Source organism: Vibrio sp. 10N.261.45.E2 (assembly GCF_002875705.1).
Taxonomy (GTDB): Bacteria; Pseudomonadota; Gammaproteobacteria; order Enterobacterales; family Vibrionaceae; genus Vibrio.
Genome location: NZ_MCZZ01000093.1, coordinates 100,500 through 127,208, shown reverse-complemented (window position 1 = coordinate 127,208; position 26,709 = coordinate 100,500). Strand labels below are relative to the sequence as shown.

General features: G+C 44.9%; 24 protein-coding genes and 1 pseudogene. 6 read left to right on the top strand and 19 right to left on the bottom strand.

Annotation, left to right across the window (positions count from 1 at the left end; all coding sequences use genetic code 11):
• Positions 1 to 113: 113 nt before the first annotated feature.
• Positions 114 to 1,046, bottom strand: coding sequence for a 50S ribosomal protein L3 N(5)-glutamine methyltransferase (gene prmB / locus BCT34_RS05510; protein ID WP_054548177.1), 933 nt, complete (start codon positions 1,044 to 1,046; stop codon positions 114 to 116).
• Between the two features lie 62 nt (positions 1,047 to 1,108).
• On the opposite strand from prmB, the pseudogene smrB reads away from it, so the two are divergent.
• Positions 1,109 to 1,639: pseudogene (gene smrB / locus BCT34_RS05505) on the top strand (endonuclease SmrB).
• 113 nt (positions 1,640 to 1,752) lie between these two features.
• Here smrB and sixA read toward each other — a convergent pair.
• Positions 1,753 to 2,217, bottom strand: coding sequence for a phosphohistidine phosphatase SixA (gene sixA, locus BCT34_RS05500; RefSeq protein WP_076653504.1), 465 nt, complete (start codon positions 2,215 to 2,217; stop codon positions 1,753 to 1,755).
• A 304-nt stretch (positions 2,218 to 2,521) separates the two neighbouring features.
• On the opposite strand from sixA, the gene BCT34_RS05495 reads away from it, so the two are divergent.
• Entirely contained in the window at positions 2,522 to 5,299 is a 2,778-nt protein-coding gene (locus BCT34_RS05495) for an insulinase family protein (protein WP_076653502.1), read from the top strand.
• A 428-nt stretch (positions 5,300 to 5,727) separates the two neighbouring features.
• Here the strand turns inward: BCT34_RS05495 and fadJ are convergent, their stop codons facing one another.
• Together fadJ and fadI are read right to left on the bottom strand one after the other, a co-directional pair.
• Positions 5,728 to 7,944, bottom strand: a complete 2,217-nt coding sequence (gene fadJ, locus BCT34_RS05490; protein WP_076653500.1) for a fatty acid oxidation complex subunit alpha FadJ — start codon at positions 7,942 to 7,944, stop codon at positions 5,728 to 5,730.
• Positions 7,944 to 9,251: an acetyl-CoA C-acyltransferase FadI gene (fadI, locus tag BCT34_RS05485; RefSeq protein ID WP_076653497.1), complete on the bottom strand. Its 1,308-nt coding sequence runs from the start codon at positions 9,249 to 9,251 to the stop codon at positions 7,944 to 7,946. The genes fadJ and fadI overlap by 1 nt, the downstream gene beginning before the upstream one ends.
• 525 nt (positions 9,252 to 9,776) lie before the next feature.
• On the opposite strand from fadI, the gene BCT34_RS05480 reads away from it, so the two are divergent.
• The 4 genes from BCT34_RS05480 (at position 9,777) to BCT34_RS05465 (ending at position 14,228) form a co-directional block, all read left to right on the top strand.
• Positions 9,777 to 10,352, top strand: a complete 576-nt coding sequence (locus BCT34_RS05480) for a sigma-70 family RNA polymerase sigma factor (protein ID WP_076653494.1) — start codon at positions 9,777 to 9,779, stop codon at positions 10,350 to 10,352.
• Entirely contained in the window at positions 10,345 to 11,073 is a 729-nt protein-coding gene (locus BCT34_RS05475; protein ID WP_076653491.1) for a DUF3379 domain-containing protein, read from the top strand. The genes BCT34_RS05480 and BCT34_RS05475 overlap by 8 nt, the downstream gene beginning before the upstream one ends.
• 297 nt (positions 11,074 to 11,370) lie before the next feature.
• Positions 11,371 to 12,636 carry an OmpP1/FadL family transporter gene (locus BCT34_RS05470; protein ID WP_076653489.1) on the top strand — a complete coding sequence of 422 codons (1,266 nt, stop codon included), beginning with the start codon at positions 11,371 to 11,373 and terminating at the stop codon, positions 12,634 to 12,636.
• Between the two features lie 296 nt (positions 12,637 to 12,932).
• Complete coding sequence (locus BCT34_RS05465) at positions 12,933 to 14,228, top strand: outer membrane protein transport protein (protein WP_076653486.1); 1,296 nt, start codon at positions 12,933 to 12,935, stop codon at positions 14,226 to 14,228.
• Between the two features lie 89 nt (positions 14,229 to 14,317).
• On the opposite strand, the gene BCT34_RS05460 is transcribed toward BCT34_RS05465, so the two are convergent.
• From BCT34_RS05460 to BCT34_RS05390, 15 genes are all read right to left on the bottom strand, one after another.
• Positions 14,318 to 15,103: an MlaA family lipoprotein gene (locus BCT34_RS05460; protein WP_076653484.1), complete on the bottom strand. Its 786-nt coding sequence runs from the start codon at positions 15,101 to 15,103 to the stop codon at positions 14,318 to 14,320.
• Positions 15,104 to 15,227: 124 nt separating this feature from the next.
• On the bottom strand, positions 15,228 to 16,448 hold the full coding sequence (gene ccmI, locus BCT34_RS05455) for a c-type cytochrome biogenesis protein CcmI (RefSeq protein ID WP_076653482.1): 1,221 nt from the start codon (positions 16,446 to 16,448) through the stop codon (positions 15,228 to 15,230).
• Positions 16,448 to 16,936, bottom strand: coding sequence for a cytochrome c-type biogenesis protein (locus BCT34_RS05450; RefSeq protein WP_076653480.1), 489 nt, complete (start codon positions 16,934 to 16,936; stop codon positions 16,448 to 16,450). The genes ccmI and BCT34_RS05450 overlap by 1 nt, the downstream gene beginning before the upstream one ends.
• Positions 16,933 to 17,484: a DsbE family thiol:disulfide interchange protein gene (locus BCT34_RS05445; RefSeq protein ID WP_076653477.1), complete on the bottom strand. Its 552-nt coding sequence runs from the start codon at positions 17,482 to 17,484 to the stop codon at positions 16,933 to 16,935. The genes BCT34_RS05450 and BCT34_RS05445 overlap by 4 nt, the downstream gene beginning before the upstream one ends.
• Positions 17,485 to 17,489: 5 nt before the next feature.
• Positions 17,490 to 19,460 carry a heme lyase CcmF/NrfE family subunit gene (locus BCT34_RS05440; protein WP_076653474.1) on the bottom strand — a complete coding sequence of 657 codons (1,971 nt, stop codon included), beginning with the start codon at positions 19,458 to 19,460 and terminating at the stop codon, positions 17,490 to 17,492.
• Entirely contained in the window at positions 19,457 to 19,939 is a 483-nt protein-coding gene (gene ccmE, locus BCT34_RS05435) for a cytochrome c maturation protein CcmE (protein ID WP_017631756.1), read from the bottom strand. Before ccmE ends, BCT34_RS05440 begins: the two co-directional genes overlap by 4 nt.
• Entirely contained in the window at positions 19,936 to 20,142 is a 207-nt protein-coding gene (gene ccmD / locus BCT34_RS05430; RefSeq protein WP_009848525.1) for a heme exporter protein CcmD, read from the bottom strand. Before ccmD ends, ccmE begins: the two co-directional genes overlap by 4 nt.
• A 14-nt stretch (positions 20,143 to 20,156) precedes the next feature.
• Positions 20,157 to 20,897 (bottom strand): heme ABC transporter permease, encoded by a 741-nt coding sequence (locus BCT34_RS05425; protein ID WP_017064107.1) that lies wholly within the window; start codon positions 20,895 to 20,897, stop codon positions 20,157 to 20,159.
• A gap of 148 nt (positions 20,898 to 21,045) precedes the next feature.
• A complete protein-coding gene (ccmB, locus tag BCT34_RS05420; RefSeq protein WP_004736228.1) occupies positions 21,046 to 21,714 on the bottom strand; it encodes a heme exporter protein CcmB in 669 nt (222 codons plus the stop codon).
• Position 21,715: 1 nt separating this feature from the next.
• Complete coding sequence (gene ccmA / locus BCT34_RS05415; RefSeq protein ID WP_048607846.1) at positions 21,716 to 22,333, bottom strand: cytochrome c biogenesis heme-transporting ATPase CcmA; 618 nt, start codon at positions 22,331 to 22,333, stop codon at positions 21,716 to 21,718.
• Positions 22,334 to 22,609: 276 nt separating this feature from the next.
• Positions 22,610 to 23,122 carry a DUF2802 domain-containing protein gene (locus BCT34_RS05410; RefSeq protein ID WP_076653471.1) on the bottom strand — a complete coding sequence of 171 codons (513 nt, stop codon included), beginning with the start codon at positions 23,120 to 23,122 and terminating at the stop codon, positions 22,610 to 22,612.
• The gene (locus tag BCT34_RS05405; protein ID WP_017064109.1) at positions 23,122 to 23,616 is read right to left on the bottom strand and encodes a chemotaxis protein CheW; all 495 of its coding nucleotides are present in this window, start codon (positions 23,614 to 23,616) and stop codon (positions 23,122 to 23,124) included. The genes BCT34_RS05410 and BCT34_RS05405 overlap by 1 nt, the downstream gene beginning before the upstream one ends.
• Before the next feature lie 72 nt (positions 23,617 to 23,688).
• A complete protein-coding gene (locus BCT34_RS05400) occupies positions 23,689 to 24,807 on the bottom strand; it encodes a chemotaxis protein CheW (protein WP_102305771.1) in 1,119 nt (372 codons plus the stop codon).
• Positions 24,794 to 25,576 (bottom strand): ParA family protein, encoded by a 783-nt coding sequence (locus tag BCT34_RS05395; RefSeq protein ID WP_076651658.1) that lies wholly within the window; start codon positions 25,574 to 25,576, stop codon positions 24,794 to 24,796. Before BCT34_RS05395 ends, BCT34_RS05400 begins: the two co-directional genes overlap by 14 nt.
• 10 nt (positions 25,577 to 25,586) lie before the next feature.
• Positions 25,587 to 26,708 carry a chemotaxis response regulator protein-glutamate methylesterase gene (locus BCT34_RS05390; RefSeq protein ID WP_076651659.1) on the bottom strand — a complete coding sequence of 374 codons (1,122 nt, stop codon included), beginning with the start codon at positions 26,706 to 26,708 and terminating at the stop codon, positions 25,587 to 25,589.
• Between the last annotated feature and the right edge of the window lies 1 nt (position 26,709).

Genomic DNA, 26,709 nt, shown 5'->3' with positions numbered 1-26,709 from the left:
CGCTAATCCGCGATGAACCATAAAAAACGCCATACATTGCTGCATAGCGTTTGAATTAATACCGAGAGGGTTTATTCAGTTGTTAACTGATATCCCTATCTAACTAAAGCGATTTAGTCTTTGTAGATTGAGAACTCATCTGCACAAGCAACAAGCTGCTCGCGAGTGATCATGAATACGCCATGGCCACCGTTAGAGAATTCAATCCAAGTAAATGGAATCTCTGGGTACTGATCCATCATGTGAACCATTGAGTTACCTACTTCACAGATCAAGATACCATCATCAGTTAGGTAATCTGGTGCGTTAGACAGAATACGGCGAACCAGTTTAAGACCATCAGTACCTGCCGCTAGGCCAAGTTCTGGTTCATGAGTAAACTCTTCTGGCAAGCTGTTCATATCTTCTTCGTCCACGTAAGGTGGATTCGATACGATCAGGTTGTATTTCTCTTTTGGCAAATCACGGAAAAGATCTGAACGGATTGGGAACACTTGCTGCTCCATGCCGTGATCTTGAACGTTCTGCTCAGCAACTTGCAATGCGTCAGTAGAGATATCAATCGCGTCTACTTCAGCGTCAGGGAATGCATGAGCACAAGCAATAGCAATACAGCCACTACCCGTACAAAGGTCCATGATGCGTGTTGGCTCTTCAGTTAACCAAGGTTGGAATTGAGCTTCGATCAACTCACCAATTGGCGAACGAGGCACAAGAACGCGTTCATCAACGAAGAACTCGAGACCACAGAACCAAGCTTTGTTGGTTAGGTAAGCCGTTGGTGTACGATCATTGATACGCTTGATTACGCGCTCAACAATACGCAGACGTTCGCTGCTCGTTAGACGAGAGTTCATAACATGCGAAGGAACATCAATCGGCAGATAAAGAGTAGGTAAAATAAGTTGTACCGCCTCATCCCACGCGTTATCAGTGCCGTGACCATAAAAAAGGCCCGCTGCGTTAAAGCGACTAACAGTCCAACGAATCACATCTTGAAGCGTGTGTAGTTCTGATACCGCTTCTTCTACAAAAATCTTATCCAAAATTGTCTCCGAAAAGCGCTACAATACTGCTAATTACGTTTCTAATTAGAATTCATAACCTGATGAGCAAAAAAGACACCGACTTCGATGACGATTTCGCCCTATTCAACGATGCAGTAAAGGGCGTTAAAAAGTTGCAACAGGATACCATAGTCCAGCAGCCAAAAAGAAATGCCAAGCAAAAAGAAATTACTCGCACGGCAAGACAAGCCAGTGATAGCGAGTTTTATTTCTCGGATGAGTTCATTCCGCATCTTAGCGAAGAAGGCCCAACACGTTATGCGCGTGATGATGTCTCTAAATATGAGGTGAAGCGCTTGCGTCGTGGTGTCTACGTACCTGATGTGTATCTTGATATGCACGGTATGACTCAACAAGAAGCGAAACGCGAGTTAGGTGCCATGATTGCGCACTGCGTGAAAGAGAGCGTGGCGTGTGCCTGTGTTTAGCACGGTATCGGTAAACACATCCTTAAACAGAAGGTGCCTTTGTGGTTAGCGCAGCACCCCGACGTGATGGCTTTTCACCAAGCACCTTTAGAGTTCGGTGGTAACGGGGCATTGTTGGTTTTGCTTGCTATTCCAGACAAATAACTCTGACTCGCTATTCATTCCCTCCAACGTCAAAAACAGAAAAGGGCACCTCAAATAATTGAGGTGCCCTTTTCTTTGTTATCTCTTAGCGTCCAGGTTAGATAAAACCTCGACTATGGATTGATGTTCCAAAGTAACTCACCTTTTTGTGTCTCAAGGTCGAATTCAATGCAAGCCAAACCTGACGTCGGAAACATAGGTGGTGCCATGCCCGTTGCAAATTCCGCTGTTAAGTAGCCCACTAGAGGTAAATGAGAAACAAATAAAATGGTCTCTAGTTTTTCTACTTCTGCCATTGCTAAGGTCAAATCAAACACGTCGTCGGACATTCCATAAGGCGTAATATCATCACAGGTTTCTACTTTCTCTCCAGAAAACGCCTGAGAGATTTCTAACCACGTTTCCTGGGCCCTTAAATATGGGCTCACAAGCACTTTATCGAATTGACTAATCCCCTGCTCATTTGCAGCTTGAGCCACTGCAAGAGATGCCATTTTTCCGCGCTTGGTTAACGCTCGTTCTGCATCCGAGTCCGCAAAATGTTCTGCTTCACCGTGTCGCATTATGAATATTTTCATGTTCAGTCCTGTCTACGTAACATTTCGAAAGTCGATATATCCCATATCAGCGATACGCTACTTAGCGTTTGGCTCTCAAACTAGAGAAACCGCAGTCTATATAAATAATTATATCAAGTCACTTGCTAAAGAGTTCGACTTTCTTAACAATCTTATTAAAAGAAAATAAATCACTGATAAAAATCGATAAAAGTGATTTAGAAGTCGCCAAAAAGCTCTTCATATCCCAAAATATGATCGCAAGGTTTGCACCTCAAATCATCGCGTACATAATTTAAAAACCACCTTCTCTGGAGATGCTTCTGTGCATTTAAGCCCTAATGATGAACATCAATACCGTTACGTAACCTTGGATAACGGATTGCGAGTACTGTTAGTTCACGATCAGAACGCTCAAAAAGCTGCAGCCGCACTCGCCGTTAATGTCGGGCATTTTGATGACCCTACCGACCGAGAGGGTTTAGCGCACTACTTAGAGCATATGCTATTTTTGGGAACTGAAAAGTATCCAAAGGTCGGAGAGTTCCAAAGTTTTATCAGCCAACATGGCGGTAGCAACAACGCCTGGACAGGAACCGAACACACCTGCTTCTTTTTTGATGTTGAATTGAATGCCTTTGAAACCGCACTCAATCGCTTCAGCCAATTTTTTACAGCACCACTTTTTAACGAAGAAGCACTAGATAAAGAACGCCAAGCCGTTGACTCAGAATACAAAATGAAACTCAACGACGACTCGCGGCGCTTGTACCAAGTGACCAAAGAGCTGGTGAATCACAATCACCCATTCTCGAAGTTTTCTGTCGGTAATATCGAGACGTTAGGTGACCGAAACGGCGAAACGATTCGACAAGAGATATTGGCTTTCCACCAGCAACAATATTCAGCCGATCTGATGACATTAACGTTGTCTGGCAATCAATCATTAGATGAGATGCAAAGCTGGGTTGAGGATCGGTTTAGCTCAATCACCAATCACAACCTACAAGGCAAGAAGGTTGATATATCGATTGTTGGCGAGTTAAGCACAGGGGTACAAATACACGTTAAGCCGATAAAAGAAGTACGCAAACTTATCTTAACTTTCCCGATGCCAAGCATGGACGAGCACTACGGCGTTAAGCCATTATCATTCTTTGCACACCTTATCGGTTACGAAGGCGAAGGCAGTTTGATGATGCAGCTGAAAGATAAAGGTTGGATTACCTCCCTCTCGGCAGGTGGCGGCGCAAGTGGCAGTAACTATCGTGACTTCACGATCAGTTGCTCATTGACCACCGAAGGTTTAACCAAAACCGATAACATCGTCCAAGCAGTATTTCAGTACATCAAATTAATTGAACAACAAGGCATCGAAGAGTGGCGTTATCTCGAAAAGCGCGCCGTTTTAGAGTCCGCATTCCGGTTTCAAGAGCCCTCAAGACCGCTCGATGTTGTCAGTCATCTTGTTATCAACATGCAGCACTATCAAGAGCAAGATGTGGTGTATGGCGATTACAAAATGTCGCACTTTGACGAAGAGTTACAACGCTCTTTGCTTCCCTACTTATCTGTCGACAACATGCGAGTAACCATCGTTGCTCAAGGCTTCGAATATGACAGAGAAGCGAAGTGGTACTTTACGCCCTATTCCGTCACGCCTTTTAGCCCTGATCAGACCCAAAGCTTTACATGCATCAACCCCGGCTGGAAGTTTGAGCTTCCAAGTAGAAACCCATTTATTTGCTACGACTTAGACCCTGCTGAACTCGAAGGTGATGCTGAACACCCGCAGCTGTTAGAAGAACTGGACGGCTTTAAGTTGTGGCACCTACAAGACCATCAATTTCGAGTACCTAAAGGTGTGGTGTATATCGCTATCGATAGCCCACACTCAGTCGCCACCCCGAGAAACATCGTTAAAACACGCTTGTGTGTAGAGATGTTCTTAGACTCGCTTGAAAAAGACACGTATCAAGCTGAGATTGCTGGCATGGGCTATAACATGTATACCCACCAGGGCGGTGTAACACTCACTCTATCTGGATTCAGCGAAAAGCAACCACAACTGCTCAATATGATCCTAGAGCGCTTCCAAGCACGCGACTTTAGTCCAACACGCTTTGAAACAATTAAGCATCAATTGCTCAGAAACTGGAATAACGCGTCGCAAGATCGTCCTATTTCGCAGCTGTTTAATGCGATGACGGGAGTCTTACAGCCAAATAACCCGCCCTATTCCGTTTTAATTGAAGCGCTAGAAACAATAGAGGTCGATGAACTTTCTTCTTTTGTTCAAGCTATTTTGGCAGAGCTGCATGTTGAAATGTTTGTGTATGGCGACTGGAAAAAAGCCGATGCGCACAAGATGGCTGAAACGCTAAAAGATGCATTACGAGTTCAAGACCAAGCTTACGAAGAGTCACTACGCCCGTTAATCATGTTGGGCGAAAACGGCAGCTTCCAACGCGAAGTCGTATGTAATCAAGATGATTCAGCCATCGTGGTTTACTACCAGTGTGCCGATATTTCGCCTAAAAATATTGCGCTGTATTCATTAGCGAACCATTTGATGTCAGCCACTTTCTTCCATGAGATTCGTACCAAGCAGCAACTAGGCTATATGGTTGGCACTGGCAATATGCCGTTAAACCGACACCCAGGTATTGTGTTATACGTGCAGTCACCCAATGCGGCACCCGCAGACCTATTAGCTTCGATAGATGAGTTCCTTAATGCCTTTTACATGGTGCTGTTGGAGCTTAACGACTATCAATGGCACAGCAGTAAACGCGGCCTCTGGAATCAGATTTCAACGCCAGATACCACCCTGCGTGGTCGCGCTCAGCGCTTATGGGTTGCGATAGGCAATAAGGACTTGGAATTCAATCAGAGAGAGCATGTGTTGGAAGACCTTAAAGGCCTAACACGCTCAGACATGATGCGTTTTGTGGTTAGCCAACTTAAACCTCGTACGGCAAATCGTCTGATTATGCATGCTCACGGCGATGCTCATAATGAGGAAGAGAAGTTGTCGGCAGGTGTTGAGATTGGCTCAATTGACGAGTTTCAGTTACGCCCTAAAGACTGTGAGCTTGGCTAATAAAACTGCGTTAAAAATCATAAGGTTGATGTGAAAGCATCAACCTTTTTTGTTGGGTGAAGTAAAAAAGCAGATCCCCTTTACGCTCCTTCGTCGCTCTAGGAGGTGACGATGGGTTCGATTTATAACTAACATCGCGAGCTTACCCAACTTATTTCTCATTTCTCATTTCTCACAGCCAGCACACAACACACTCTGCCATTATTCCCTAGATAGAGTGAAGGATTCAGTTGAGAACTTCTGCCACTTACATTCTCATTCAGTCGCACCAACCTCCCCTGTCATTCCCGAGAAAGAGGAACGACTGAGTAGGAATCTATATTGAGTAAATTAACTGACCATAAAAGCTACAGACACAAAAAAACCCGCATCAGCTGCTTGATACGGGTTTGATAATCAATGTACTAGAACGTTACTTGTGGAGAGCGTTACTTATAAAAAGATTCACCCAATCCAGCACGTGTCAGCAGGCCATCACAGGGCGCAAAACGATCACCGTATTTCGTAGCAAAGTCGTTCATCATCTCAACCAGAGACTTAATGCCAACTTGATCCATGTAGCGGAAAGGACCACCTAAGAATGGAGGGAAACCGATGCCGAAAATAGCACCAATATCGCCATCACGAGGGCTGCGAATAATGCCATCATCTAGACAACGAACCGCTTCGTTGAGCATAGGAAGCACACAGCGCATTGCGATATCGTTATCACTCAACTTAGGGTCTGGTTGCAGTTTAAGCAGCTTGTAAACTGACTTATCGACTTCCTTCTTCTTACCCTTATAGGTGTAGAAACCTTTACCACTCTTACGGCCTTTACGGTTGTCATTCAAAAGAATATCGAACACATCAGGACCTTGGAAACGGTCGCCTAGTTCATTCACTAGAATCGGAATAATCTTCGCACCGATATCGACACCTACTTCATCAAGTAAGGTAATTGGGCCAACAGGGAAACCGAAATCAAGTAACACGCTGTCGAGCTTCTCAATAGGTTCATTCGCTAGCAATAAATGCGCAGCTTCGTTCATGTAAGGCGCAAGAATACGGTTGACATAGAAACCCGCCGTGTCTTTAACAACAATTGGCGTTTTGCCTTGCTTCTTCGCTAATGCAACAACTGTCGAAATCGTCTCTTCTGACGTTGTTTCATGAGGAATAACTTCAACCAATGGCATTTTATCTGCAGGGCTGAAATAGTGAAGACCAACCACGTTTTCTGGTCGCTGTGCCTTCTCTGCAATCTTATGGATTGGCAGTGAAGAAGTGTTCGTCGCAAATATCGTCTCTGGCTTCGCATTGGCTTCAATGTCGGCAATCATCGATTGCTTAAGATCGAGGTCTTCAAAGACCGCTTCAATTACCACATCGGTGTGATTAAAACTCGTAAAGTCGATACCACCAGAAAGCTGAAGCATCTTACTTTCGAGACCAGCTTTAGTCAGAATGCGACGCTTACGCTGCTTATCGAACAACTTAAAGTTGTAGTTCAGCGCGTTCAGTACGCCTTCATTCGATACGTCTTTAATACGAACCGGAACCTTAGCTTTTGCAACGCTTACATGGCTAATGCCAGCGCCCATTAGACCGCCGCCCAGCACACCAACACGCTTAACCGCTTTAGGTTCTGCATCTGCACCGTGCTCTTTTTTCATTTCAGTAGTAGCAAAGAAAATAGAACGAAGGGCTTTAGATTCAGCTGTCATCACCAGTTCAGAGAAACGCTTCGCTTCGTACTGAAGGCCTTTATCAAATCCATTCTCTAAGCCATAGCGAATCACATCTAGAATTGCATCCGCAGCCGGGTAATTACCGCGAGTTTTTTGATTAGTCTTTTTCGCTGCTTGTTCGAAAATCACTTTACGGCCAAGGCCATTGCGTGAAATCAGTTTCTCTTTGGTCGAAGCTTGGCTTTTAGACGCCAAACGCTTACCTTTTTTACCGCCTGAGTTCTTTTCAACAAAGCTCTTAGCGACTTCAAGCAAGATAGTTTCTGGCACACAAGCATCGACAACACCGAGCGATTTCGCTTTCTTAGCACGCAACTGCTTACCCGTAAGAATAAGGTCAAGAGAAGGCAGCAAACCGATAAGGCGAGGAAGACGCTGTGTACCACCAGAGCCAGGCAACAAACCTAACTGAACTTCTGGCAAACCAAGACGAGTCTTGTCTGAGTCGGTACATACACGGTAATCACATGCCAGCGCAAGTTCTAAACCGCCACCTAAACATGGACCGTGAATCGCTGCGACTACGGGATAAGGCAAGTCTGACAATGTTTGGAACATTTCTTGCCCTTGACGAGCTAGAGACTGTGCTTCGTCAGCGCTTTTACATGCATCAAGCATTCGAACGTCAGCACCTGCGATAAAATTATCTGGCTTCAGTGAATGGACTATCAAGCCTTTTACTCGACTTTGTTTCTCTTTCAACTGCTCAAAAATGGCTTTCATTTCTTCAGCAAACGCAGCTTGCAGCGTGTTCATTTTCTCGTTTGGCACATCAATCGCTAACCAAGCAATATCTTGCTCATCGATATTAAGAGTAAATGCTGTCGCTTTCTTTTTGGTTGATTCAGTCGCTGACGTTGAATCTGGTTGAGCGACTGTTTCTTTTTCTGTTGTTGCATCAAGAGTCGTAGACATTATTCTACCTCCAAGATCATTGCTGCACCTAAACCACCAGCCGCACAAGCTGTGTTCAGTGCCAAGCCGCCACCGCGACGTTTCAGTTCACGCAGTGTTTGAGTCATCATGCGCGCACCAGTCGCAGCAAACGGGTGTCCGTAAGCAATGGAACTACCCAGTACGTTGAATTTCTCCATATCAATCTCACCGATCGCTTTGTCACGGCCAAGATTCTTCTGAGCAAATTCATCGCTTGCAAACATTTTGACGTTAGCCAGTACTTGAGCGGCAAATGCTTCATGCATCTCAATAAGCGCCAGATCAGACAGTTCTAGACCTGTATTCTTTAATACCTGTGAGGTCGCGTAAGTTGGCCCCATCAACATATCGGTTTCAACACCAATCGCTGAAAATGCATATCCGCGGATATAACCCAACACTTCTAAACCTAGTTCTTTCGCTTTGCCTTCGCGCATCAACATCACCGCTGCACCACCATCAGTAAGAGGCGTTGCATTGGCGGCCGTAACACTGCCGTACTTTCTATCGAATGCAGGGCGTAATTTAGCGTAACCTTCAACGGTTGAATCATGGCGAATGTTGTTATCTTCCGCTAAATATTTTTTATAAGGTGCTGGGAAAGCCGTCATCACTTCATCTTTTATTTTCCCTTCTTTCCATGCTTGAGAAGCCAAAGAGTGAGAACGATGAGCAAGTGTATCTTGAGCTTCGCGAGTAATACCATGTGTCTTCGCCATCTGTTCGGCAGTTTGTCCCATGGATAAACCTGTCGAGTATTCAGCAACCGCTGGTGGCACTGGCATCAAATCTTTTACTGAAAGTGTTTTGAGAATTTTCAGCTTTTGACCCATTGTTTTCGTTTTGCTCAGCGCTAATAAGTTCGCCGCTAACTTTTTCGAAACACCAATAGGCAATACAGAAGAGGAATCCGCACCGCCTGCAATACCGACATCAATCGTGCCAGCCATAATGCTTTCGGTTACGTTAACTGCAGCTTGGAAACTGGTCGCACACGCTCGGGTGACACTGTAGGCATCAGTATTGATGTCCATACCTGTGCCCAATACGATTTCACGCGCAATGTTCGGGGCTTCTGGCATTTGCACTACCTGGCCGAACACGACTTGTTCGATAAGCGCAGGATCAACATCAGTTCTTGCAAGCATTTCGCTCACCACCATTTTGCCTAGGTCAACCGCAGGCACTTGGCTAAATTCTGTGCTCTGACGAGCGAATGGGGTTCGTAATCCAGCGACAACGGCAACACGTTCTCCAGAACGCGTTTTGACTTCCTGTTTGCCCATGGTTTCTCCTTAAAGTTAAGAGGTCTGACCTGAAGCATTGTAAAGAAGTTGTTAATTAAATCAAACGAGCGTTTAAATAAACGTGATACGAGTATCTCACTGTTTGAAAATATAACTGCACATTCAGGCGAACCTTTTTGGGGGAAAGGTTGTCGTAGGAGACTAAACTATTGTAAGCAAAGACTGTTATCGTAATGTAGAGAATGGTTTTCTTGAGGCAAAAAAAAACCACACAAAGCTGTGTGGTCGGAATGTATATAAAGCAATTAACTTAGCGCCAATTGAAATAATCAGTTTCCTGATTAGGAGAAAGTAAAGTCAGCCTTCAAAAGGAAGTGTCGTCTTGCTCAACATGCTAGCCACGAATGACTAACTAGACGACAAGGTGTACTATAACGGGTTCGAGGCCTTAGATTTTGAAGTAGATCAATTTTAATGTGATTTTACGATTTCCTGCCGATTGTTAGCTCTAAAAATATAAAAACGAAGCACAACGTATAGAGGACAGCTATACGCAGAGCAATTATGGAGGCTCGTGTGTCAATAATAAAAATGTTTGGAAAGAAAACAGCAAAGAGTCCGGTCAACTCTGATATGGACAAACAAAGAAAATACGAAGCACTCGTGCGTGCCTATCATCGTGACCTCTTTCGCTACGCCTATTGGTTATGCAAAGACAAAAGCATTGCCGAAGATTTAGTTCAAGAAACTTGCCTTCGCGCATGGAAGTCACTCGATAGTCTACAAGATGAAAAAGCCGCGAAATCTTGGCTGATTACTATCTTGAGGCGCGAGAATGCTCGGCGTTTTGAACGCAAACAGTTTGATCTGGTTGATATCGACGATCACGGTAACGATGCTAGTGTCAGTGACGACCCTCACCATCAACACCAATGGTTACAAGCCCAGATCATGAAACTTGAAATCGATTACCGTGAGCCTCTCTTCCTGCAAGTGATTGGTGGTTTTAGTGGTGATGAGATTGCCGATATTCTCGATCTCAACAAAAACACGGTGATGACACGTTTATTCAGAGCTCGAAATCAGTTGAAAGAGCTGTTGGATACAGAAGAAGCAGAGAGGGGGCAACATAATGGATGATTTAGAATTTCGTCGTCGTGTATTGTCAGAACCTAAACAACGTAAACAAGATATTATTGATGCAACCGCGAATAGCGAAGCCAACAGTAAATTCTTAGACGACGTACTTTCGCTTGATAAGCAGATCCACTCAGCAATGAATGTGGATGTGCCCGACGATCTTGCGGATCGCATTCTGTTCAATCAGACCTCAAGCGAAGAAAGCAAAGTAGTAAGACCTACTTTTGCAAGGCGAGCGATGGCAATGGCGGCTTCTGTAGCATTTATGGCCGGTTTATTGGTTGGCCAAGTCAACTGGGGAAATGCACTCGTATCTCCGGCCCAAGCAAGTTTGGTCGATACCGCGATGAAACATGTAGTTGATGAAAAGAGCTTCGTTAGTTCCATCGATGAACAGGTTACATCACAGCAGATCAACGCCAAAATGAACCCATTTGCATACCAATTCGATGAGGCATTTCCTTATCACGTGTATTACTTGAACCATTGTGGTTTTGGTAAGTCCAATGCAATGCACATGGTCTTCCAAGGTGAGAAAGGTAAAGTCACTCTGTTTTTAACTGGAATCCCAACAGACAAAGCCGTCGATTTTGACGAAAAAGGCATGTCTGGTTCAGTTACACCAATCGATAACAGTAGCCTGATCCTTGTGGGTGAAGATGGTGAGGATGTTTCCAAAATCGCCGAAAAGCTGACAAAAATGATCAAACCAATGAGCTAATTTGCTCTCAAAGCCCCGCAATAAAAGGCCCAGCAAGTATATCACTGATATTGCTGGGCTTTATTTATAGATAAACCACCAAACCATTCACAAGATAAATACCTCTAGAGTTAAAACTCTAAAAAACAGCATTTAGCACCATTTTCGTGCCAGATAGACGTCATTTCCATAATTTTCCACTCAAATTTCCCAATGGTCGGATTTGTATATCGTATACTTGGGAATAGGATCAGCCACCATTGAGCAATTGCTCAAATTAATCGCCCTGTAGAGGCGGATACATAAAGGAATAAATGAATGACTACCAACAACACGCGTCTGTTTAAAAAGTCTCTTTTAGCAGTAACAATTACACTGGCGTCTTCGCAAGCGATGGCAGCAGGTTTCCAACTTAACTCACAATCAGCTACCGGCCTTGGTCGTGCTTTCGCTGGTGATGCGGTAATCGCAGATAACGCTTCAGTTATGGCTCGTAACTCTGCAGCAATGTCTCTGTTCGATTCATCTCAGTTTTCTGCTGGTATCAACTACATCGAAACTGACATCGATGTTACAAATGTAAAAGCAGGCGGCACAGTGCCTGTAGATAGCGCAAACAACAGTAGTGGCACTCCGGTTCCTAATATCTACTATATCCACCGTCTAAATGACCAGTGGGCATTTGGTGCAGGCATCTACTCAAACTTTGGTACAACTAACAATTTTGATAGCAGCTTTGGTTCAAGCAGCGCCTTGGGCGGTGCACACACTGGAGTGTCTGCATTTGGCGGAACAACCGAAATTAAGAGCATTAATTACGCGCTATCAGCTTCCTACCGTGTTAACGAGCAATTCTCTGTTGGTGCTGGTTTAGATATCATTCAAGGCAGTGGTAAACTTGAACGTAATTTAACAACGACTAACCCTTCAACAGGCGAAACTAGCACATCTAACCTAGCGTCAATTGACGCGGATGGCATTGGTCTAGGATGGAATATCGGTGCGGTATATGAACTTGATTCAGCAAACCGCTTTGGTCTTTCTTACCATTACAGTCCTGAAATTGAAGCTGATGGCGATATGACTTTAGGTGGTGCACTTCCACTAGATACGTTATACCTATCTTTGCCTAGTATGGCTGAGTTCTCTGGTTACCACGAGATTAAAGATACTAAGTTTGCAGTTCACTACTCTGTTCAATGGATTGGCTGGAGCACATTTGACACTCTAGAGGCAGATTCTGTTGCTGGTAAGCAAGAAATTGGTAACTACCAATGGCAAGACGGTTGGCACTACGCAATCGGTGGTACTTACTTCCTGAACGATGCTTGGACTCTACGTGCTGGTTATATGTACGATACAGCAGCTCAAGATAAAGTAACTTCAATTTCTGTTCCTGATTCTGATCGTCAATGGTTCTCTGCAGGTTTCACATACGCATTCCAACAGCAGCATACTGTTGACTTCGGCTTTACTTACCTACTAGGTGAAGATGTAGATGTGACTGAAGGTGATGGTGCACTAACAGCAACGACTCACGCAGATGCTATTCTGGCGGGTATTCAATACAGCTACAGCTTCTAATATAAGCTAAGATTATTATCTTTAAGGGTCGCTTTATGCGACCCTTTTTTGTTGCCTAAACCACTGACCAATATAAATTTAAGCTTACAGCTGTAGCCTGCAAGGTCAATATATGACTACAAGTGTACGCTCAAATTCCGCAACACAGCCGAAACATTCAGACTATTTACCTAATAATTAGTCACAATTACTCATTAAATCCCTAAAACACTGTTTTATTCGAATTTCGTTTTTAAAGTAATGACTCTAAAAGTAGAATCACGCCACTAAATACTTATGATTCAGCGAACATAATAATGAAAATGAATAAGACACTTCTATCTGCTGCAGTGGCAGTTGGACTACTTTCAACTTCTACTGTGACTCAAGCTGCAGGTTTTCAACTAGCAGAATACTCAGCAACAGGCCTAGGCCGTGCGTATGCTGGTGAAGCAGCAATGGCTGACGGTGCAGACGCACAATGGCGTAACCCTGCAATGCTGACTTACCTAGAAGGTACTCAAGTTTCTGTTGGTGGCATCTACGTAAACCCAAACATTGATGTTAAAGGAGAAGTAAACCACGCTCACCCTGCAATCGGTACAAGCCAAGCATCTTCAAACGATTTCGCAGATGACGCAATTATCCCGAACCTTTACATTTCTCACCGTTACAACGAGAAGTTTGCTATCGGTTTTGCATTTGGCACGAACTACGGCATGGAAACCAACTTAGGTGATGATTTCAACGCTTCTCACTTCGGTAACGAAGCAAGCGTAATCACTAAAGAAGCTAACCTAAACTTTGCTTATCAAATTGTTGAACAAGTAAGTGTTGGTGGTGGTATTCGATATGTGATGGGAGAAGGTAGCTTTGGCGCAACAACACCAGCAAAAAATGCAATCGGAGCCCCAGAAGGCACAACACTGAAATACATGGAAGGTGACGATACAGCTTGGGGTTGGCAAGTTGGTACCGCTTGGCAGATCAACGAGAATAACCGTATCGGTTTTGCCTACAAGTCTGAGGTTGAACTTAAATTAGAAGGCCATGCTGAAGGCATTGGCTTTGGCTTAGCATCGGGTCAACGTGACAATGGTCACATGATGCTAGCTCTCCCAGCTACAGCGGAGCTTGCGAGCTTCCACCAGCTAACAAAAGAATTAGCCGTTCATGCTAGCTTCAACTGGACTGATTGGAGCTCTTTCGAGAAACTACAGGCAGAGCTAAACAACTACGGTAGCCATACAGTTAAGGTTGAGAACTGGGAAGACAACTACCGACTAGCTCTAGGCGCGACTTACCAAGTTGACCCTAAACTAGCACTGCGTACAGGTGTAGCTTACGATACTTCTGCTGTAAGTGACAAAAACCGTACCATCACGATTCCAGAAACAGACCGCACTTGGTTAAGTATTGGTGCTGGTTACCAATGGTCTGAGCAACTTTCATTAGACGCTGGCTTTACTTACATCATTGCTAAAGATGCGCCAATCACTGAGTCTCGTGGTTATGCATCTGACGACGCTGCAGAAGCAGTTGGCGGTCAATTTGTTGGTACAACAACGGGTAATGTTTGGCTAGTCGGTGTACAAGCTAACTACCGCTTCTAATCTACTGTTCTAAAAGTAGAAAGCATTAAAAAGGCTCGATGTTGATACAACATCGAGCCTTTCTTTTATCGATTATCTAAATCGTATTTCTAGTAATCTTCTAGATAACCATCAATGAAATCTTCTTCTTCAAGGTCTACCTCTTCGGGTTCAATCTCAGCTTTGAAGTCACGACGTTGAATGTAAACATCACGTGTTAACGCATACGGATCCGGAGAGTCATCCAATAGCGCTTCTTGTGATACTAGCTGAGCGCGGGTTTCCATGCCTTCAAATGCCCACTTGCCTAAGCTTGCCCAGAAGTTCAAGAACGACAGAGGGACATACAAACCATCGACAGTTTCAGTTACTTCACGCGTTGTTAATGGACCATAACCCGGTACCATAAAGTACGGACCATTCCCTACCCCATAATGGCCTATCGCATCAGAGAACGACTTATCATCGTACTTGGTGATCCCTGCCTCACTAGCAATATCGATTAAGCCTAACAGACCGATCGTTGAGTTAATCCAAAAACGATTGAAATGGTCGAGTGCTTTTTCACCGTTGCCCATAATAAGGTTGTTCACCATGCTTGATGGCTCGTCTAAGTTGGCTAGAAAATTGGATATACCAGAACGCACTGGCACAGGGGTGTAGTCAACATAAGCGAGGGAAACAGGGCGAACCAGATAAGGGTCTAGATATTCGTAATTGATATCCCACATCGCGCGGTTGAAGCCTTCAAAAGGATCATTCGGGTGGGACTCTTCGACGTATTCAGAGGTTTCGAGGTTATCATCGCTAACACTTTCGTCCGGCGCACTTGAACACCCAACCGTTAAGCTTGCGATAAAAAGTAAACTCGAGAGTCTTAAAACACTGGCAGACATATCACCTTTTCCATAAGGAATTCAAATAATAAAAAAGGCCAGCAATCGCTGGCCTCAATTGTTTGGCTAAGTCTATACCGTTTACCTACAAATCGGAATAGCTAACACCTATGCAAAGTGATGATTAATATTGCTTATTGATATCAATGGTCACTGGCGCACCCAGTTCTACCACTTCACTTTCACCGAACCAATCACCGTCGCGAGTTGAAACGTTGCCATCTGTATCAAGCCTAGCTCTAACCATCAGAGATTCAAGGCTAGACAACTTTTGCCCTTCCATCATGCTGTTGCCATCATCAAGCACAACAGTACGAGGGAAAGTCCCTAGTGGATAACGAGCCGCAGCGATAGGCATTGGAGAACCATCAGCTCTGTGTACTGACACGATTAACACAGAGTTAGGATCTGCGTTCACATCAGCAGAAAGGTCTAGTGTTACAGCAACAGTCTTACCTTGATCGACACCCATAGCGTCGCCCATTTTCTGTTGAGCACTTTCAATACTGCGCGAAAGCATTTCGTAGCGACTGTCTTGTGGACCAATCATTTGCTGCATGATGCTCCAATACTTCACAGCACCTGGATAGTCTTGACGCTCAAACGCATCAAACGCTAGCAGTGAGAACACGCGAAGGTCGACGTAGTCGTTTTGAATCAATCGGCTCAAAATCAAGCGAGCTTGGTTTTGATCAGCTTCATCAGGAGAAAGCATCAGTGCTTGTGCAAAACCTAACTGAACATCTTCATTCTTAGGTTCAAGCTTGTAAGCTCGTTCCATAGAATCTTTTGCTGTTTCAGCGTCGCGGTTAGCCAGTGCAATACGACCTAATAGCAACCAACCAGTTGAATCTTTTGGTTGGTAATGTAGACGGGTACGAAGTGCTAGAGTCAAATCTTCCAGTTCGTCATCCGTTAATGCACCGCCTTCCGATGACATAAGTTTTTTAGACAATTCAGGAAGGTTTGAACTCACTTCTTGCCAGTGTTGAACTTTGTCCAATGCACCAAACTTAAAGTACATACCATAGGTCACAACTACGACAAGGATGATCGACGGTACAACCACACCAAGCGTTGAAATCTGAGTCTTCTTCATCTCTTGCTGAGCAGGCACATCATCCAGTAGAGACTGTTTCAAATCAGCGATCAGTTCTTGTTGATTATCAACAAGCCCTTCTTCTGCTTCTACTTCTAACTCAATAAGACGGTCTTTATAGAATGCTTTGTTCAACTCATCGCGAAGCATTTCGTCATTGTTCGCCTTCTTATTAATGAAGGGCAGAACAATTAATAAAATTGCCGCTAGCGAAAGGATAATGGTAGAAATCCAAAATAGAGTCATTACTTCTTATCTCCGTCGTTCTCATCGTCGAGTAACGCTTTTAAGCGAGCTTCTTTGTCTGCATCCCAGTCTTTATCTGACTCTACGGCTTTCGACTTTGACTTTCTGCTTCGTAAAATAATCAAACCGAAACCAAACACAACGACCGCAAATGGACCAACCCAAAGAATTGAAGTTGCCAGTGTCAGCGGTGGGTTGTAAGTAACGAAGTTACCGTAGCGAGCAATCATGTAATCAATGATATCTTGCTTTGACTTGCCGTCTTTTGTCATTTCGTACACTTTCTGGCGTAAGTCCACCGCGAGCTCTGCGTTCGAATCACCAATCGTGTTGTTCTGACATTTAGGGCAACGGAGCGTGTTGCTCAACTCTTTGAACTGCTGTTCTTGATCCACGGTATCAAATTCGTGGAATTCGATGGGCGCAGCAGAAACAGTCGCTGAAATTGCGAAAGTAGCAAACAGAGCAATCAGTGCCTTTTTAATCATTTCGCTTCCTCCAACAACTCTTGATACATAGGCTCAAGCGTCGATGCCCAGTTGGTTGGGTTCACGTCACCAACATGGCGGTAACGAACCACACCGTTAGCATCGATTAGGAAGGTTTCAGGAGCGCCGTACACGCCAAGGTCAAGGCCTAACATGCCATTACCATCAAACAAGCTGATTAGATAAGGGTTACCCAGCTCTTTTAACCAACCAACCGCTTTGTTGCGATCATCTTTGTAGTTCAGACCAATGATCTTAACACCTTGATCCGCAAGCTTGTTCAGGTAAGAGTGCTCGGCATAACAAGTAGGACACCAAGTCGCCCACACATTAAGAAGCAGCGGCTCACCTTTAAAGATTGCTTGATCATGAAACTTACCTGGTTGCTCTAAGTCTTCTAGACCGAACTCAGGAACAGGCTTACCAATCAATACGGATTCAAGCTTAGTCGGGTCATCGCCCGACTGGTTGCGCATCAATTGCGTTGCAAAGATTCCAGCTAGAACCATGAACGCAATCAATGGAATGAATAAAATCTTCTTGTTCATTCTAATTAAGCCTCCTGCTCTTTAGCCGACTTTTTGGTTGGCTTACGGAAACGGTAGCGACGGTCACTGATAGCAATAGCACCACCAAGAGACATGATCAAAGAACCCGCCCAGATCCAACGTACAAATGGTTTGTAGTAGATACGTACAGCCCAAGATTTGTTGTCGTCTAAACGTTCACCCATAGCGATGTAAAGGTCGCGCGTCACGCCACGGTCAATCGCAGCTTCTGTCATCATAGACTTAGCCGTCGTGTAAAAGCGCTTTTCAGCGTGAAGCGTATTGATGTACTTGCCTTCTTTCGTAATTTCGAAGTCAGCAATGTAACCATCGTAGTTAGGACCATCTTTGTCACGAACCCCTGTAAACAGGAAGCTGTATTCTTCAAGTTGGTAGCTTTCACCTGGCGCTAGACGAACATCGCGTTCAATGCTGTAGTTCTGCACCATTGCGATACCGATTACCGTTACCGCTAAACCGATGTGACCACACACCATCGCCCAGTGGCTACGAGGTAGCTTAGTTAGACCTTTCATAAAGCTATGACGGTGAGTCGCACGTTCATGCAGTTCAAAACCGTGCATGAAGATGATCCAGAATGCCATCACCCAACCGGCAAACGCAGTACCACTAAAGCGGTCAGCTAGCATTGTCACCATTAGAGCACTCAAGCCAAGTGCGAATGCACCTGAAATCAGCATTGGTTTAACAAGCTTAGACAGGTTGTCACGTTTCCAGCGGATCAGAGGACCGATACCCAGTAAGAACGAGAACGGAATCATTAACCAGAAGAACAACATGTCGAAGAATGGAGCACCGATAGATACCGAGCCCAAGCCTAACTGTTTGTGAACTAATGGTAATAGCGTACCAACTAACACAACGACAAGCGCTGCAATCAATAAGATGTTGTTACCCAGTAGTGCATTTTCACGAGAAACCAAATCGAAGTTACCGCGAACACGAACCGATGCACCTTTAACCGCGAACAACAGCAGCGAACCACCGATAACAAAGACTAGGAAACCTAGAATAAACATACCACGAGCAGGATCCGACGCGAATGCGTGAACCGATACCAAGATGCCCGAACGAACTAAGAATGTACCCAGTAGGCTTAGCGAGAATGCAGAGATAGCCAGCAATACTGTCCAAGCTTTAAATGTGCCACGCTTTTCGGTTACCGCAAGTGAGTGCATTAATGCAGTACCTGCCAACCAAGGCATGAATGAAGCGTTTTCTACTGGATCCCAGAACCACCAGCCACCCCAGCCAAGTTCGTAGTAAGCCCACCATGAGCCTAGTGCGATACCTACCGTTAGGAATAACCAAGCAGCGATTGTCCAAGGACGAGACCAACGAGCCCATGCCGTATCTAAACGACCGCTCATTAGAGAAGCGATTGCAAAAGAGAACGCTACCGAGAAACCTACATAACCCATGTAAAGCATTGGCGGGTGAATGATCAAGCCCGGGTCTTGCAAGAGCGGGTTCAAGTCACGGCCATCAACAGGGAAGAAAGGCAACGTACGTAGGAACGGGTTAGACGTTACGATAATAAACAGCAAGAAGCCGACAGTAATCAAACCCATAATAGCCAGTACGCGAGCCACAGACTCTTGAGGCATACCACGGCTGAATGTCGCTACTGCAACCGTCCAACCGGCTTGGATAAGAACCCAAAGCAGCAGTGAACCTTCGTGAGCACCCCAAACCGCCGTAATTCGGTAATACCAAGGCAGTTGGCTGTTTGAGTTACTTGCTACGTATTGAATCGTAAAATCATTAGTGTAGAACGCGTAACATAAGATAAAGAACGAAATCGCTAAGAATCCGAACATACCCCACGACAACGGTCGTGCGCTGTTCATCAATAATGTGTTATTTCGAGCGGCTCCATACAGTGGGAGCACGCTCAGCAGCAATGCAAGTCCCAAGGACAGGATCATCGCAAAATGGCCGATCTCGGCTATCATTGAGCTTTTCCTTCTTTTTGTTCAGTCGTGTATTGCAAAGGCTCATGGGTTTTCTTCATTGCTTCAGCAACTTCAGAAGGCATGTACTCTTCATCGTGCTTTGCCAACACCTCAAACGCTTCGATTGTCGTTGCATCTTTAAGGACACCCTGAGCAACAATACCTTGGCCTTCGCGGAAAAGATCAGGAAGGATACCATCGTATAGAATCGTTACTTTAGGGCCTACATCTTGCAAATCAAAGCTTACACGTAGAGATTCATTGTCACGGCTTACAGAGCCGACTACGACCATGCCACCAATACGTAGGCGTTGACCAACCTCAGGTTTTTTACCGTCTTTGCCGTTAACCAGCTCAGTTGGCGTGTAGAACAGATCCATGTTCTGGTTAAGTGCGTAAACCATCAATCCAACAGTCGCACTGATACCAAAAAAGATCGCTAAGACAATGCCCAGCCTCTTTTTACGTCTTGGGTTCATAGAGTGTTCTCCATATTTTTTGCTGCATCGATACGAGCTTGACGATCAATCTTAGCTTGTACTTCATTTAGTAATTGCTTACCACGACGAACGCTTACGACCAGTAAAATGATCATCGCGAGAAATGTGATTCCAAATGCGCTCCATACATAAGAGGCATAACCTCCCATGGCAAAGAAATCACTCAAAGATTCAAAATACATAATTACCTACCCTACTACGCTTTTTCAGCCGCAAGCTTACGAACCCATGGACGGTGACTCTCTTTACTAATGATTTCGTTACGGAAACGAACCATAGTCACAGCACCAAAGAAAAAGGCGAAGCCAAAGATGTTAAGAAGAAGCGGCCAGAGCATGTCACTTGAAATAGAAGGCTTATCGAATTTAGTGATCGTCGCGCCTTGGTGAAGTGTGTTCCACCACTCCACTGAAAAGTGAATGATAGGTAGGTTGATAACACCAACGATAGCCAAAATGCCGGCTGCTTTCGCCGCGGTTTTTTGATCATCAAAAGCGTGGTGTAGTGCAATCACACCCAGGTATAGGAATAGAAGAATAAGCTCTGAGGTTAAACGCGCATCCCAAACCCACCAAGCACCCCACATTGGTTTACCCCAAACAGCACCAGTTAATAGTGCAATGAAGGTAAATACAGCACCAATTGGTGCCATCGCCAACGCGGCCATGTCTGATAGCCTTACCTGCCATACCAAGCCGATAAAGGCAGCAATCGCCATCGACATGTAAACGCCCATAGACCAGATTGCAGACGGAACATGGATGTAGATGATACGGAAGCTATCGCCCTGCTGGTAATCAGAAGGCGCAAATGCAAGCCCCCACACGGTACCGACGGATAGACACAATAACGCGAGGATCGAAAACCATGGCAAAAGTTTACCAGCAAGCTGATAAGAGGTTTCTGCTTTGGCATAGGGATGGAGCCATTTCCACATGTTGTAATCTCACTCTTACTTCATATTGCTTACAGCTATTAAAGCTATAATTATAATAATTTTATTTGTCTTGCTTTCTGTTTTGCTGACTCTATGAGTCCACTCGACACATTTGGTTCACATTAGCTATACGATAACGGAACCCCAATCAGTTCACACTCACTCTAAGTGCGGCACTGATCGCAAAAGGCGTCAGAGTCATCGCACCCATTAACATTGCTCCAAGCACCGCCAATTGGCCGTTGTACGCAACGCCCAAAGCCGCAGCGTCAATCGCTGACGTCGCGAAGATCAAAATTGGGATGTAGAGCGGCAAGATTAACAGGCTCAACAGGACTCCGCCCTTCTGTAACCCAACAGTCAACGCAACACCAATCGCACCAATAAAGCTCAACGCGGGTGTTCCTACCAGCAAGGTCAACACAACTGAGAGCCATGTATCAAAATCTAAAGACAACAAAACAGCCAACAATGGACTGATCAAAATCAATGGTAACCCGGTCAACAACCAGTGTGCTATGACCTTGGACAATACTACCAACTGCAACGGGATGGGCATCAGCATCATCTGTTCAAGGGCGCCATCTTGAAAATCATCGCGGAAAAGACGCTCTAAAGAGAGCAATGCAGAGAGCAAAGCAGCCACCCAAACAATACCCGCGGCAATACGCGCAAGTAGGTTTGGCTCTGGGCCAATACTCAAAGGGAATAGAGTTATAACAATGATGAAAAACCACAAAGGATTAAAGATATCCGCTTGACGTCGGAACGCGATAAGCAATTCACGTCGGATAATCGTGGTCATTGAAGAGATCATATTACTCACCCAACTTAATTTTTCTTAGTTTCGGGCTATCAGCAAACATGTCTTGGTGTGTGGTTAATAACACAATGCCACCGTTGTCTGCATGCTGAGAAAAAAGAGATTCGAGAACTTTCACGCCCTGCTTATCTATAGCAGTCAAAGGCTCATCAAGAATCCACAACATTTGCTTGCTCAACCAAAGACGAGCCAACGCTACTCGACGCTGTTGCCCCGCTGAAAGTTGCCCAGCAGGTACGTCTTCTCTACCCGCAAGCCCCACTTGAGCCAGCGCGTGATAAAGCTCTTCTTTGCTCGTACCGCCACTGTGAATAGACTGATAAAAGCTAAGGTTCTCATAGGCACTAAGCTCGCGCTTTACGCCAGTTTGGTGACCAAGAAAAAGCAAATTTTGGTGATAAACATCTCGACTCGATTCTATGGATTCACCATCCCAAGAGATAGTGCCGTCATCGCGGTCACCTAAGCCAGTAATAATCCTAAGGAGTGTCGTTTTCCCAGTACCGTTACGACCTTCAACCTGAACCAACTCACCTGGTTTCAATTGAAAAGACAACGATTCAAACAGAACCCTGTCGTCACGAATAGCAGTTAAATTTGAGACTTCTAGCATAGGTAAATTTAGTCGAGTAATGAGAGCGCTATAGTAGCACACCAACATGGTGACAAAACAGGACTAGGCGTTTTCGATAGAACAAAGTCGGTAAGAAACTGTTACTACTGCATCACAATTTACACATTTTGACCAAAAATGAGATATTGCTGTAGTAACAAGCACTTATAAACATCGTTCTATAAACAGTAATGCAGACACAAAAAAAGAAGCCGAAGCTTCTTTTAAATGAGTATGTGATAAACACAAAATGTTCATTCACGATTAGCGCACAATTTAACGACGTCGAGGCGGTTCTCTGCGATCACGAGAAGATACTGGTTGTTCATCAAATGATGAAGGGTTGCTTCTTAGCGAAGGTATTTTTTCCTTACCCGCGAGCTTATTCTGTAGAGACATCATTAGCTCAGCTTCCGCTTTAGGTAATTCACACTCTTCGATCAGTTCATTTATCCCAGCACCAAGCTGAACCATTTTCGTTGCACGTGTGTACAAGCGTCCATCTGTGTCAGCATGCTCTAACTCAACAATGCGCTCATTCAAGTGCTTGATCAGATCTTGCTGCTCAGTCACTTTCTGACCAAGGCCGACCACGACAGAGCGAACCTCAAGTAATTGCTTACTCGATTTTTGAAGCTCTTTGTCCAGGTTACGGACTTGCAGACGTGACTGATCGAGCTGCTTTTGAATCGCACGTTTTACTTTGCTAATCAAAATCACGATGAATAACGTAAAAACCCCAACACCTGATATCAGAGCGACAGGGCTTAAAAGAAGCGCTTCAAACATTACAGGTGAGCCATCTCATCCCATTCGTCTTCGCTTAGTAGTTTGTTTAGATCTACTAAGATAAGCAGCTTGCCATCGCGGTTGCTAACACCTTGGATGAACTTAGCACTTTCATCAGTACCAACACTTGGCGTAGTGTCGATTTCAGAAGAACGTAAGTAAACCACTTCAGCAACGCTATCTACTAAGATGCCAATTACTTGACGTTCAGATTCAATAACGATAATACGAGTGTTATCTGTGATTTCACCTTGCATCAAACCAAAGCGAGAACGAGTGTCGATAACAGTAACAACGTTACCACGTAGGTTGATAATACCTAGAACGTAATCTGGAGCACCCGGAACTGGAGCAATTTCACTGTAACGCAGTACTTCACGTACTTGCATTACGTTGATGCCGTAAGTTTCTTCTTCTAGCTGGAATGTGACCCATTGAAGTACTTCATCATTCGTTTGCTCTTTTCTTACTTCAACTTCACTCATATGAGACATAGATAATCCTCTTGCCGTCGTTACCGACCACTATTATTAACTTGATGCTTATTGTTAGCCTAATGCTTGTTATTAGCTCAATGCTTTTACATCTAGCCCTGCGTTTAGCATGGCGATTAATGCTTCAACATGGATCAAAGCACACATTTTTTCTTTTACCATACCAGCGAGCCATGGGCGTTTCCCTGCCATTTCTCGCCAACGTACTTTATCTGTATTGAGTAGCTCGGTGCCTTTTAGCTCTGTTCCTGCAAGACCCCACAAGCTCTCTCCAAGCATCACTATATATTGATAGTTTTCTTTGTATTCGTCACCTGATAGTTTCTCAGACATCACCCATTTTGCGGTGTCGACCACATCTAGCTGACTATCACGGTTGGTTTGTAAACCTAAATACCAAGCTGGCTTACCAATGATATGACTTAACTCTTCAAGGCGATGGATACCACCAAGCTCATCAAGCGGCACTGCAAAGGTCACGCCGTTTACATCAAAATACAAAACTTGAAAGTCTTCTGTTCGGACCGTACTTTCCCAAGAGGTAAACTGGTCAGCACCTCCGGCTTGAGTTTCAAGCTCAATCGCTGTTTCGACCTCAGGAACTTCAAGTTCAGACTCAATAGCCTTAACCTCTACTTGTTCGTTCTCTTCCGGTTCAGCTTGTAACACTTCAATTTGCTGCGATTCAACCGGTGGCTCTACAGCTATTGATAAATCGGGGTTTGGAAGATTCCAATCTTGAATCTCCGGCTCTTCAAACACTTGAACAGACTCCACCGCAGCATCAAACATTTGCATATCTGCTTGCTGGGCGATTTTCTGTGTGTTCTGATCCATCAACTCATCTAGATTCAGCTCATCAACAACATTAGTCGCCTCTAAACGACTTAGTAGCTTCTGAACATCCTCAAGGTTAGGTACTTCAAACTCAGCCGCCCGTATTTCTGCGTAGCTTGAGTGGTGACTCGAAAATTGGCGCTCTGGCTCTGGCTCTGGCTCTGGCTCTGGCTCTGGCTCTGGCTCTGGCTCTGGCTCTGGCTCTTCAGGTTGTGATTCGTCGCTTGACTCGTCAACAAATAAGTCATCAGATTCAAAGCTTTCATCGCCTAACAGCGCAGTAAAGTAATCATCGAGTGCTTGCTCACTCGAGAGACTTGGCTGCACCAATGTTGATTCTTTATTCGCGCTCATTTATCGCCAACCTCTCGAGATAAATAAGCAACTGTTTATAAGCAAATACACCACGGCTACCCGATGCAAAATGAGATGCTGGCAAGCGTTTTAGGCTCGCATCTCGAAACTTGGTATCTATCGGCACAGCTGATGTCCAAACTTGATTCGGATAATCACCTTTGAGCTGCGTTAGCGTTTGCAGTGAGGCTTTGGTTCGCTTGTCGTACATCGTCGGGACAATCGTCACCTTGAACGGTGTTTTACGAGACTTCTGCATGATAGTTAAAGTACGAATCATGCGCTCTAAGCCCTTCATCGCCAAAAACTCAGTCTGTACCGGAATCAAAATACGGTCACTAGCAGCCAATGCATTGACCATCATCACACCCAGAATTGGCGGACAATCGATCAACACATAGTCATAGTCGTCTTTCAAAGCGGCTAAAGCGCGCTTCAAGATCAACCCCATGCCGCTTCGATTTCCCATAACACGGTCTAAAGTCGCTAAAGACATATGCGCTGGGATAATATCGATACCTTCAACTTCTGTTTGTAAAAGCAAAGGTCTTACCGTCTGTGAATTGAACTCACGTAACTGGAACAGATCAAACAGGCTCGATTCCACCGTATCTGAGTCGTAACCCAGATAGGTGGTCAGTGATGCATGTGGGTCAGTATCAACCAATAGAACACGGTGCCCTTTCAACGCAAGTAAACCTGCTAGAGTCACGGTCGTGGTCGTTTTACCAACACCACCTTTTTGGTTTGCAACACTCCAAACAATCATTTCGATTTACCTAAGCTAACCCAACTTCAACCAGGATCCTTTCCGCAATGCGGTCTAGAGGTAGGTCTTCAGTAGAAATGCCAGCTTTTGCTACAGCTTGAGGCATACCATATACAACACAGCTATCTTCGTCTTGTGCCCAAATCGTCGAACCCGCAGTTTTCAACATACGCGACCCTTCTCGACCATCTGCGCCCATTCCTGTCAGTATCATAGACAGAACTTTGTCGCCGTAAATCTTCGCTGCAGAGCCGAATGTAACATCCACACAAGGCTTGTAGTTCATGCGATCGCCGCCATCGATGATTCTTAAGCGTGCAGCTCCTGCGCGGCCATCAACCATCATCTGTTTACCACCAGGAGCAAGATACGCCACCCCAGGCTTTAACACATCACCGTCTTGCGCTTCACGAACTTCAATCTTACACAAGGTGTTCAACCGGCTAGCAAAAGCAGCGGTGAATGTTGCCGGCATATGCTGAACTAACACAATAGGATGTGGATAGTTAGCAGGGATGCGAGTCAAAATCTTCTGTAGAGCCACAGGACCGCCAGTCGAAGTACCAATTGCTGTTAATTGATACTTCTTACCTGACGCTCTGAATTTCGCCGTTGATGCGACCGCAGGCTTCGCTGTCGAAGTCGAAGCTGCTGTTGAAATCGGTTGGCGCAATGGTGTAGATGTTGAAGTTGCTGTAGCTCTCGGCGTGATAGGAGCTCGGCGCATAAACGCACGCTTTGCTGCTATCTGAATCACACGCTGTTGAAGCAATGCAACCGCATCGTCGCGGTTACGTGCGATGTCTTCAAACTTCTTCGGTAGGAAGTCTAGAGCACCTGCATCTAACGCATCTAAGGTGGCTTTCGCGCCATCATGCGTTAACGATGAAAACATCAAAATAGGCGTTGGAGACGCGGCCATGATCTCACGAACGGCAGTGATGCCGTCCATAACAGGCATTTCAATGTCCATAGTGATGACGTCAGGTCTTAGCTGTTTCGCTTTCTCGACGGCTTCTTTACCGTTTACTGCTACATCAATGACTTCTAGGCGAGCCTCTGAGTTGATGATCTCGCTAACGCGACGACGAAAGAAACTCGAATCATCAACGACTAATACTTTAATCGCCATA

Bases quoted from the DNA above. Each gene is read 5' to 3' on its own strand.
- sixA (WP_076653504.1), bottom strand. From the start codon at position 2,217: ATGAAAATATTCATAATGCGACACGGTGAAGCAGAACATTTTGCGGAC.
- fadJ (WP_076653500.1), bottom strand. From the start codon at position 7,944: ATGTCTACGACTCTTGATGCAACAACAGAAAAAGAAACAGTCGCTCAA.
- fadI (WP_076653497.1), bottom strand. From the start codon at position 9,251: ATGGGCAAACAGGAAGTCAAAACGCGTTCTGGAGAACGTGTTGCCGTT.
- BCT34_RS05480 (WP_076653494.1), top strand. From the start codon at position 9,777: ATGGAGGCTCGTGTGTCAATAATAAAAATGTTTGGAAAGAAAACAGCA.
- BCT34_RS05475 (WP_076653491.1), top strand. From the start codon at position 10,345: ATGGATGATTTAGAATTTCGTCGTCGTGTATTGTCAGAACCTAAACAA.
- BCT34_RS05470 (WP_076653489.1), top strand. From the start codon at position 11,371: ATGACTACCAACAACACGCGTCTGTTTAAAAAGTCTCTTTTAGCAGTA.
- BCT34_RS05465 (WP_076653486.1), top strand. From the start codon at position 12,933: ATGAAAATGAATAAGACACTTCTATCTGCTGCAGTGGCAGTTGGACTA.
- BCT34_RS05460 (WP_076653484.1), bottom strand. From the start codon at position 15,103: ATGTCTGCCAGTGTTTTAAGACTCTCGAGTTTACTTTTTATCGCAAGC.
- ccmI (WP_076653482.1), bottom strand. From the start codon at position 16,448: ATGACTCTATTTTGGATTTCTACCATTATCCTTTCGCTAGCGGCAATT.
- BCT34_RS05450 (WP_076653480.1), bottom strand. From the start codon at position 16,936: ATGATTAAAAAGGCACTGATTGCTCTGTTTGCTACTTTCGCAATTTCA.
- BCT34_RS05445 (WP_076653477.1), bottom strand. From the start codon at position 17,484: ATGAACAAGAAGATTTTATTCATTCCATTGATTGCGTTCATGGTTCTA.
- BCT34_RS05440 (WP_076653474.1), bottom strand. From the start codon at position 19,460: ATGATAGCCGAGATCGGCCATTTTGCGATGATCCTGTCCTTGGGACTT.
- ccmE (WP_017631756.1), bottom strand. From the start codon at position 19,939: ATGAACCCAAGACGTAAAAAGAGGCTGGGCATTGTCTTAGCGATCTTT.
- ccmD (WP_009848525.1), bottom strand. From the start codon at position 20,142: ATGTATTTTGAATCTTTGAGTGATTTCTTTGCCATGGGAGGTTATGCC.
- BCT34_RS05425 (WP_017064107.1), bottom strand. From the start codon at position 20,897: ATGTGGAAATGGCTCCATCCCTATGCCAAAGCAGAAACCTCTTATCAG.
- ccmB (WP_004736228.1), bottom strand. From the start codon at position 21,714: ATGATCTCTTCAATGACCACGATTATCCGACGTGAATTGCTTATCGCG.
- ccmA (WP_048607846.1), bottom strand. From the start codon at position 22,333: ATGCTAGAAGTCTCAAATTTAACTGCTATTCGTGACGACAGGGTTCTG.
- BCT34_RS05410 (WP_076653471.1), bottom strand. From the start codon at position 23,122: ATGTTTGAAGCGCTTCTTTTAAGCCCTGTCGCTCTGATATCAGGTGTT.
- BCT34_RS05405 (WP_017064109.1), bottom strand. From the start codon at position 23,616: ATGTCTCATATGAGTGAAGTTGAAGTAAGAAAAGAGCAAACGAATGAT.
- BCT34_RS05400 (WP_102305771.1), bottom strand. From the start codon at position 24,807: ATGAGCGCGAATAAAGAATCAACATTGGTGCAGCCAAGTCTCTCGAGT.
- BCT34_RS05395 (WP_076651658.1), bottom strand. From the start codon at position 25,576: ATGATTGTTTGGAGTGTTGCAAACCAAAAAGGTGGTGTTGGTAAAACG.
- BCT34_RS05390 (WP_076651659.1), bottom strand. From the start codon at position 26,708: ATGGCGATTAAAGTATTAGTCGTTGATGATTCGAGTTTCTTTCGTCGT.